We start from the raw sequence: 8,671 nt of genomic DNA, 5'->3' as shown, positions 1-8,671 counted from the left end.
CATATATACATTGCATATTAATGGAACTCCAAGTAATAATATGCTTGGTAATAATAATACCAAAAATCGTATTATTAATGTTTGTAACGTTAGTTTTTCACTTGTTAACGAGATTATTTTTGTTCTTGTTACCTTTTTACCAAGTGTAGAACCGTTCCAAAGAAAAGGTAACACAATAAAATTTATAGCCATTAATACGAAAACAAGTGTAAGGTCATATCTATAGTCACCTAAACTTATATTAAAACGATTGAAAATAGCACTATAGTTCCCGGTAATAATAGCTACTACTGCACCGTACGTAACTGAGATTAAAAACATGTCAATAAGGGAAGCACCTATGCGATTCATTACAAGCGCTGGACGATGCATCTTTAACTTCATTTTGTGTCGACTCCTTCATATCCTTCTTTACCCGTTTCATCGTACCACTTCTAAAAAACATTGTAAACTGGCGTTTCGCTTACTTTTCTTGTACAATGTGTTACAACAGCATTGTAAAGGAGGTTCCCATATTGAAAAGATGGATAATCCTATTTGCCGCACTCTTATTAACAGGTTGTACAGGCAATACAAACCATTTAACTTATACAATTAACGATGAATATGAACTCATACATACTTCTGGAGATGCATTTGAACTTTTCCCCTCTCAGGATGCTGTATATGCTACACAATACATCCCTGCAAAAATTACAGAAATTGCTTGGGACGATAAATACATTATCACAAAACAAATTGAGGAAAAATCAGATCCAAATAATCCTGACGCAGCAATTACAAATAAAAAAAGTGAACATTATTGGATTATCGATGTAAAGCATAATAAAAGATTCGGTCCTTATAATGAAAAACAATTTAACGAGCAAAAAGATGCTTTTAAAATTACAGTACCTTTTCAAAGTGTAGATTCATATGTGAAAGAGCTAAAAAAACAGTCAGCATAACTTTTTATGCTGACTGTTTTCGTTTAAGTACACACCTTACTTAGAAAATGAGATATTGAAAGTTTGTGGCTCTTTAACAGCTTCATGAGTATCTCCCACTGCTAAATCATCTGTTGTAAACTTAATATCCTTTACCTTCTCTTTTCCATCATCGAGTATTAAACCGATAATTCCTTCTCGTGTCTCACCAGGCTTATAATCTTCCCTTGATACACTCTTTGTGCCTACAAGTGTGTCTTCTTCATATAAAAAGTTTTGAGTCGCTACATTAAAATGCTGTTTGTCATTAATAATAACATCATTCATAGAGAAGAATTGCATGTTCTTATTTCCACTATTCTCTACCTTATATGTAATTTCAACATACCGAATCGTATCGCTAATCTCTGTTCCACTTAACGATGCATATAATTCAGCGTCTTCTTGACTCACTTTATCTCCTAATCTACGCTTTACTTCTTCAGGAGTTAATGCAGTATACACTTTCAATGTATTTTTTGCATCTTTGCTCATTTGTGATAATGAGATAACTTTAACGTCTTGTACGTGAATTTTCATTGGGGCTACTTCAAATGTCTGATTCACAGAATGAATCTGTTCTAATTCAAATGTCCCCCACCCTTTTTCTTTCACTTTTTGTCCTACTTTTTTAAGCTCACGCCCACCATACTCTTTTGTTTCTGGAATAGATTCTTTCTTCTTAGGTTCTGCCTTCTTTTCTTCTTGATGGAAGCAACCACTTAACATAAGAAGAAAACTACATAAAACAAAAATACTTTTCCATGCTTTCATCATTTAATTTCTCCTAACACTATCATTCATTAAAATATATTAGTCCCTTGATTTGTAAACTATAGAAACAATAAGAAGTCCACAAAACGAACTTGTCAGTCCAGATACTATTATACCTCCTATTTGGAAAATATGAAAATAGGGGTCTAATAACGCGTGCACGATAAATATAATGGCCGCCACAACGATAGATGAAGCCCAATATTTCTTTTTTTCCGAAGTTAAACTAGTATCTTGATCAGTTTCCCTCCTATATTTCCATAGTACATATATTAGTAATAGTAGACCAAAACATGTACTCCCATGCTGTAAAAATTTATACATCGGAATACTATATACTTCTTGCTGTAACAGCGGCATTTTCATAACAAAATAGCCTGTCTTATGGGTAAAAGCATCCCAAACGACATGCGTCACCATACCGAATAAAGCAGAATAGCAAAATACAAAAAAATCTTTCCAAGTATAAAGCCCCCACTTCTCATCTACTACATATTTATAGTAACTAGCAAAAGGCTTAGGTAAATGGGTTATAAATGGTCCTTTTAAAATACGATGATATGCATATGCTAATAAAAAAACGAGTGGTAAATTCAAATATAAGAAACCAGCCCATGTATGGCCAATAATACCGTATGGCCTAAAATGTAAAAAATATTCAAAATCAGGTGCCATACTACCTAATATAAGAGCCGTCACTGAAATATAACTAGAATGTTTCTTAGCAAAAGGGAGAACAGCTGCTGGATGTGCGAATGTAAATGGCATATTTTAACTGCTACAAAAAATATAGACAAATGTATATTCTTAGAGTATTCCTGCTTCTACGTGTCCTGTCTCGCCAATCACTCGCTACTACAGTTTGCTGTAACACTCCACAGGCGTAAATTCCGATGTAGCCCACCGTACATATATACAATCTATTCACGTTAGTATTGTATATTTTTTTGCTTGTAAAAGATTGATTGACGCGTTCAAATCTCTATCCATTACATTTCCACAGTCACATATATATACTCGGTCAGATAGCTTTACATTCGCTTTCTTTTGACCGCAACATGAACATAGCTTTGAAGATGGATAGAACCTGCCTACTTGACGTAGTTCAATTCCATATTCCTCACATTTCGTCAATAACCATGTTTTAAATGTATAAAAGCACTGCTTAGTAACTGCTTTAGATAGATGTTTATTCTTCATCATACCTTTCACATTCAAATCTTCCACTGTAATAAACGTTGGCTTGGTTTTCGCCACATCATTTACAATAGACTTTACATACGCTAATCGAATATTTGCTAGCCTGGCATGTAGTTTTTGCACTCTAAGAATATTTTTATCTATATTCGCTCTTTTTTTAGTAACAGGTTGTTCACCTCTCTTTTTTATATTTTCAAATTTACGCGATAAAGAACGTTGCTCACGTCTTAACCGTTTTTCTATTTTTTTTACTTGTATTGTTTTGTTGATGTTTTCATGAACGATACCGTCGCTACGTATAGCGAAATCCTTCACCCCTAAATCAATACCTAAACCTGTTTGATTGAGAGGTGGCTTCTTTTCTGTTTCTTCCAATTCGCAAAGCACAGATACAAAATATCTTCCTGCTCTTTTACCTATCGTTCCACTTTTTACAATCGCGTTTTTGGGGATATACCCATATTCTTTTAACCTCATCCAACCAATCGTTGGGACTTTTACTCTATGTCTTTCTACTGTCCAATCTGTTTTGTTGTTTTTAGGAAAATAGCATTTCACATCTTGATTCTTCTTTTTCTTATAACATGGAAATCCAGATAAACCCTTAAAAAATCTTTTAAAAGCTTTATCTCCATTCATAATTGCCTGTTTTACCGCTTTACTAGATACCTTTTTAATCCATTGGCTACATTCTTTTGTATAGACATTGTTTAGCCATTTAGAAAAATCATATCCACTCAAAAACTTTCCCTCTGATTCATACATCTCTTTGTTTTTGGAGAGGTACAGATTGTAAACGTACCTACACACTCCAATTGTTTGATTAATCTTGGTTATTTGTTCATTTGTCGGTTTTATCTCTATAAAATATGCTCTTCTCATATCTCTTTATCCCTCGACATTTTTTATATTTTCTCAATCATATATCTCACGACTACATACATGAATGATAGATAGCAAATCTTGAACAAGTTCTTCTTGTTGAGAGCGTTTTTTATTTTTTTTGATTTCGATAAACAGTTAAAATAAAACACCTGGATTATCCCATCTTTCCAATGTTTCAATAGACATATGAATCATCCCCAAAAATTCTTTCAACATATACAAGTTCATAATTACATTTTAATACATATGTCTATGATGGTTTACTTTTTTGATTACTGTTTAATACTCCTCTTCCTATTTCCAATAGAATACATATTATCATAACGATATGAACAATCTCTATGCAATATTTATTTTCACATTGGAATATGATAGTTTAAATGTTATAATCCACATGAAATATTCAGAAAATAAGGGAGGATCACGTGTCGTTAACACTTGTCTTTTTTCTTGTTCTGTTTACCTTGTTTTTAAGCACATACATTGTCTTCTTTCTATGGAAGCACTTAAAAATTATAAAATATATGCCTGCTCTCTTTAGCTTTATGAGCGTTCTTTTCATTTTTATATGGAAGAGAATTACTTTCGGCTGGGAAGGTCTCGGTTTTGGCATGCTTCAATATACATTATTATTCGCAAGTTGTCTTACACTTGTATTCGCTGCTTTTTTAGAAACAAAATCCCTTATGAATTGAGGTTTATATATTGATTGACGTACCCTTTTTAAAAAGTGTCACATTAAAAAAAGAAGATATCCCTAGCTTTTCCGCATATCCTTACTGTTTACCCGCCATTCGAACATTACAATCGCTCCTTTTCCATCCAAATGTAACATTCATTATTGGAGAAAATGGAACGGGTAAATCAACATTACTCGAAGCGATTGCAGTTGCTTTAGGTTTTAATGCAGAAGGTGGAACGAAGAACTTCCGTTTTAACACGTACAATTCACATTCATCTTTACATGAATACATTCGAATTTCAAAAAGTTTTAATACCCCAAAAGACGGATTCTTTCTACGTGCTGAATCATTTTATAACGTCGCTTCTTATATTGATGAAATGGATGCTGATTCAGAAGCACGCGGAAATCCAGTTATTGACTCATATGGTGGTATCTCACTACACAAACAATCCCACGGCGAATCATTCTTCTCATTATTTATGAAACGCTTTTCAGGACAAGGTTTATACATTTTAGATGAGCCTGAGGCAGCATTATCCCCGATGAGACAACTTTCAATGCTCATTCGCATGCATGAGCTAGCTGAAAAAGGTTCACAATTTGTTATCGCAACGCATTCCCCCATTTTAATGGCTTATCCTGAATCTACTATATACTCTTTAACTCAAGAAGGGATTCACGAATCGACATTAGAAGAAACGGAGCATTATCAAACGACGAAACTTTTCTTTGAAAATCGCGATCGATTATTTCATCACTTATTTGAGTCATAAAAAAAGAGGCAGCAATCGCTGCCTCTTTTTTATAATGCTTCTATAAATAAAGCTACTCCAATACCGCCTCCAACGCATAGAGAGGCAATACCTTTCTCTAATCCACGTCTTTTTAATTCGTGAATTAAACTTACCGTAATACGAGCTCCTGTACAACCGATTGGATGTCCAAGTCCTACACCACTACCGTTTACATTCACTTTCTCACGGTCTAACCCTAACTCTTTCTCTACAGCTAGGTATTGTGCAGCGAAAGCTTCATTAATTTCAAGTAAATCTGCATCTTCTAATGACCAATCTACTTTTTCTAACCCTTTGCGAATTGCTGGTGCTGGTCCAATACCCATAATTTTCGGATCTACACCTGCTACTGAATATCCAACAATTCGAGCTAACGGTTGTAAACCTTTTTCTTTCGCCTTTTCTTCACTCATTAATACTAAAACGGCACTTCCGTCATTAAGACCAGATGAATTCCCTGCAGTTACTGATCCATCTTTACGGAAAGCTGGTTTTAATCCCGCTAACTTTTCAGCTGTAATATCTGCACGTGGATGTTCATCCTTCGAAAATACAACTTCTTTTCTACGTTCTTTTATCGAAATAGGAACAATTTGATCGTCAAAGTATCCAGACTCAATCGCTTGCAACGCTAATGTGTGGCTACGAAGCGCAACTTCATCTTGTTCCTCTCTTGTAATTTCATATTGTTCAACTAAATTTTCCGCTGTTTCACCCATCATAATATGGTGAATCGGATCTTCTAAAACTTCCCACACCGTATCACGAATTTCTCCGTGCTGTAGACGTTGTCCCCAGCGGTGTTGTTTTAATGCATAAGGGCTTGAGCTCATTGCCTCTACTCCACCTGCAACAACAATATCACTTACACCTAATTGAATTTGCATTGCAGCAGACATAATTGCTTGCATACCTGAAGAACATTGACGTTGAATTGTATAACCAGTAACTGTGTCAGGAAATCCTGCCGCTAATGCAGCTGTTCTTGCCGTATTTGCTTCATCAGTTCTTTGAATACAATGACCTAAAATTACTTCATCAACTTCATGTGGCTCTACTCCGCCTCTTTTTACAGCTTCCTGAAGTACAGGAACAGCTAATTCTACCGGTGTTATATTTTTTAGTGCTCCTCCGAAAGTTCCAATTGGTGAACGAACTGCAGCTGTAATGACAACATTATGCATTTTGTACTTGCCCCTCTCTTATGTAACCTAGTAAGTTTTTAGGTGAAATTCCATAAGTTGTATGTCTACAATTATCATACTATAAACATACCAAAAAATCAAAATATTTAATATAATAAAAATAGAAGGAATTAACCTTCTATTCTGTCAATGCGTATAAGAACTTTTGTAATATCTTCTCTGTCGTTTCATTCAATTTCGGTAACTTGTCTACTGGAAAATATTGAAGTTGTAACCCTTCATGATCGAGCTTTAATTCTCCGCTTACATGATGTGCCTGATACAGATGAATCACATTAAAAATTTCATCTCCATTTGGATAACGGAAATAAACTTCCTTTCCTGAAAGAACACCAAGAAATTGCATTATTTTTGCACTTAGCCCCGTCTCCTCGAATAATTCTCTACGAGCAGTTTCTTCTGTCGTTTCTCCCAGTTCCATTGCCCCGCCAGGCACACCCCAATCATATGTATCTGAACGATATTGAAGCAATACTTCTTGATTATCATTTAATATAATAATTGCTGATCCTACTAAAATAAGTGGTCTCGTACCAACTACTTTGCGTAACTCTTCAATATACCCCAATATGTAAACTCCCCTTTCCTCACCCTTCCTTATCATAACAAAATTCTCTTCCTTTTGTTGCTGTAATTTTCAATAAAAAAAGGAAGCTTCCGCTTCCTTTTTTTACCGTTATCCCGCTATTTGCGGGCAGTAAGACCCCTACCTCAAAATTCAGCGAAAGYAAAGAAGTTMGGTGGGGGGCGGGCTGCCCGTAAAAGCCCGATTGGTGAGGGCTAATAATCAACGGGGGATGAACAAAAACCCCACTGATTAAAGTTTCACTTTATTTCTTAAAGCTTTCGTATTTTACAGCTTCAAAAGCTTCTTCAATTTCCTCATTGCTATAATGGACATATGTAAAACGCCCYAATTCTACTAATCTAGCTATTTCTTGTAACGCTTTATGCTGATCATATGTTTCTTCAATTGTAATATGTACATAAAACTTCATTAATGGATGTTCATATAAAGGTTCTCCCACCTCTACATATACACCTTCAACCCCTTGCACAACTCTTACATAGCTCGCAAATTGATACAGAGCTTCTCTGTCTGAAACGATTTTTAATGTATACATATATTCTCCCCCTTTTCTTTACTATATCAAAAAGATGACCATACTACGTTATAGAACTATGAAATTTTTTCGACTTGTAGTCTATATATTCGTGTAATAAACAAGGCGTTTATCCATACATAGGACCTTTTCCCCACATATATTATAGAAAGAATTTTTTCCTTTGAGGTGTTCCTTATGGATTCATACATTAATATATGTGTTTGCATTACTCCAGGCGCCGATATTTCTGACGACCGTATTGCAAAAGATTTAGCAGTTGCAGAATCAATTTGGCATCCCATTACATTTCAAATTAAAGAAGTAATTGTACTAAACGAGCTTTTCCGTTTTTCAAATCGGGAAATTAGTTATAAAAACTCCATTCAAAGTCAGGAAAAATTAKCATCCTTTTTTCAAACTTGTGTTAACGAAGCTCCTGAATGTGACCTTTATATTTGTTATATTGGCAGTGATTATTTCAAAGAAACCGCAGTAATCGCTTGCGCTTACTCTCTAGCGAAACAACAACAACTTACTGGTTACATCGTTCTAACAAACTCAGCTGCTCCAATGAAAAATATATACACCCTCGCTCACGAAATTGGTCATATTTTATTCACAAGACGAATTCATGGAAAACTTACGCACGCAGATCCCCACTCTCCAACCGGTTCTGAACATCACCATTCACCATCGAACCTTATGTACCCTATAGTCCCTAGCCCTAATAAAGTTCACATCAATTCATTATTAACAAATGAACAAAAAGCGCTCTCTTTACAAAGTCCCTTATTACAAAGAAAAAAACAGTAACGATATTGTTACTGTTTAAAACAACATATTCCAATCAACAAACCAAATACCGGCTGCGAGAAATAAAGTGAAACTATAATTAGTGGGGTTTTTGTTCATCCCCCRYTGATTATTAGCCCTCACCAATCGGGCTTTTACGGGCAGCCCGCCCCCCACCTAACTTCTTTACTTTCGCTGAATTTTGAGGTAGGGGTCTTACTGCCCGCAAATAGCGGGATAACGGTAAAAAAAGGAAGCGGAAGCT

Annotated in this window: 11 protein-coding genes; 4 read left to right on the top strand and 7 right to left on the bottom strand. The window is 35.2% G+C overall.

The genetic code is table 11. The features are described from left to right. Positions 1-384: RDD family protein (locus AC1DTM_RS13850; RefSeq protein WP_477000360.1), on the bottom strand; the 384-nt coding region annotated here is incomplete at its 3' end. 131 nt (positions 385-515) lie between these two features. Between AC1DTM_RS13850 and AC1DTM_RS13845 the strand changes: the two genes are divergently transcribed. After that, a complete protein-coding gene (locus AC1DTM_RS13845) occupies positions 516-947 on the top strand; it encodes a DUF3997 domain-containing protein (RefSeq protein WP_002033805.1) in 432 nt (143 codons plus the stop codon). Between the two features lie 36 nt (positions 948-983). Here the strand turns inward: AC1DTM_RS13845 and AC1DTM_RS13840 are convergent, their stop codons facing one another. The 3 genes from AC1DTM_RS13840 to AC1DTM_RS13830 form a co-directional block, all read right to left on the bottom strand. Then, on the bottom strand, positions 984-1,742 hold the full coding sequence (locus tag AC1DTM_RS13840; protein WP_016106063.1) for a hypothetical protein: 759 nt from the start codon (positions 1,740-1,742) through the stop codon (positions 984-986). A gap of 36 nt (positions 1,743-1,778) precedes the next feature. After that, positions 1,779-2,507 carry a DUF4184 family protein gene (locus AC1DTM_RS13835; protein WP_016106064.1) on the bottom strand — a complete coding sequence of 243 codons (729 nt, stop codon included), beginning with the start codon at positions 2,505-2,507 and terminating at the stop codon, positions 1,779-1,781. Positions 2,508-2,663: 156 nt separating this feature from the next. Beyond that, a complete protein-coding gene (locus AC1DTM_RS13830; protein ID WP_016106065.1) occupies positions 2,664-3,821 on the bottom strand; it encodes an RNA-guided endonuclease InsQ/TnpB family protein in 1,158 nt (385 codons plus the stop codon). A gap of 428 nt (positions 3,822-4,249) precedes the next feature. Between AC1DTM_RS13830 and AC1DTM_RS13825 the strand changes: the two genes are divergently transcribed. Next, on the top strand, positions 4,250-4,519 hold the full coding sequence (locus AC1DTM_RS13825) for a hypothetical protein (protein ID WP_016106066.1): 270 nt from the start codon (positions 4,250-4,252) through the stop codon (positions 4,517-4,519). Between the two features lie 10 nt (positions 4,520-4,529). Then, positions 4,530-5,282, top strand: a complete 753-nt coding sequence (locus AC1DTM_RS13820; protein ID WP_016106067.1) for an AAA family ATPase — start codon at positions 4,530-4,532, stop codon at positions 5,280-5,282. Between the two features lie 29 nt (positions 5,283-5,311). On the opposite strand, the gene AC1DTM_RS13815 is transcribed toward AC1DTM_RS13820, so the two are convergent. The 3 genes from AC1DTM_RS13815 to AC1DTM_RS13805 all read right to left on the bottom strand — a co-directional run bounded on the left by AC1DTM_RS13815 (position 5,312) and on the right by AC1DTM_RS13805 (position 7,632). Beyond that, positions 5,312-6,487 (bottom strand): acetyl-CoA C-acetyltransferase, encoded by a 1,176-nt coding sequence (locus AC1DTM_RS13815; RefSeq protein ID WP_002199469.1) that lies wholly within the window; start codon positions 6,485-6,487, stop codon positions 5,312-5,314. Positions 6,488-6,626: 139 nt separating this feature from the next. Further along, positions 6,627-7,076, bottom strand: coding sequence for an NUDIX hydrolase (locus AC1DTM_RS13810; protein ID WP_002145954.1), 450 nt, complete (start codon positions 7,074-7,076; stop codon positions 6,627-6,629). Between the two features lie 262 nt (positions 7,077-7,338). After that, a complete protein-coding gene (locus AC1DTM_RS13805; protein ID WP_002160644.1) occupies positions 7,339-7,632 on the bottom strand; it encodes a DUF3928 family protein in 294 nt (97 codons plus the stop codon). A 177-nt stretch (positions 7,633-7,809) separates the two neighbouring features. Here AC1DTM_RS13805 and AC1DTM_RS13800 point away from each other — a divergent pair, with 177 nt between their 5' ends. Continuing rightward, positions 7,810-8,427, top strand: a complete 618-nt coding sequence (locus tag AC1DTM_RS13800) for an ImmA/IrrE family metallo-endopeptidase (protein ID WP_477000359.1) — start codon at positions 7,810-7,812, stop codon at positions 8,425-8,427. Positions 8,428-8,671 lie beyond the last annotated feature (244 nt).

Source organism: Bacillus sp. P4_D3 (assembly GCF_056401855.1).
Note: the sequence above shows the minus strand (reverse complement) of the source record. Positions and strands in the feature narration are given on the sequence as shown.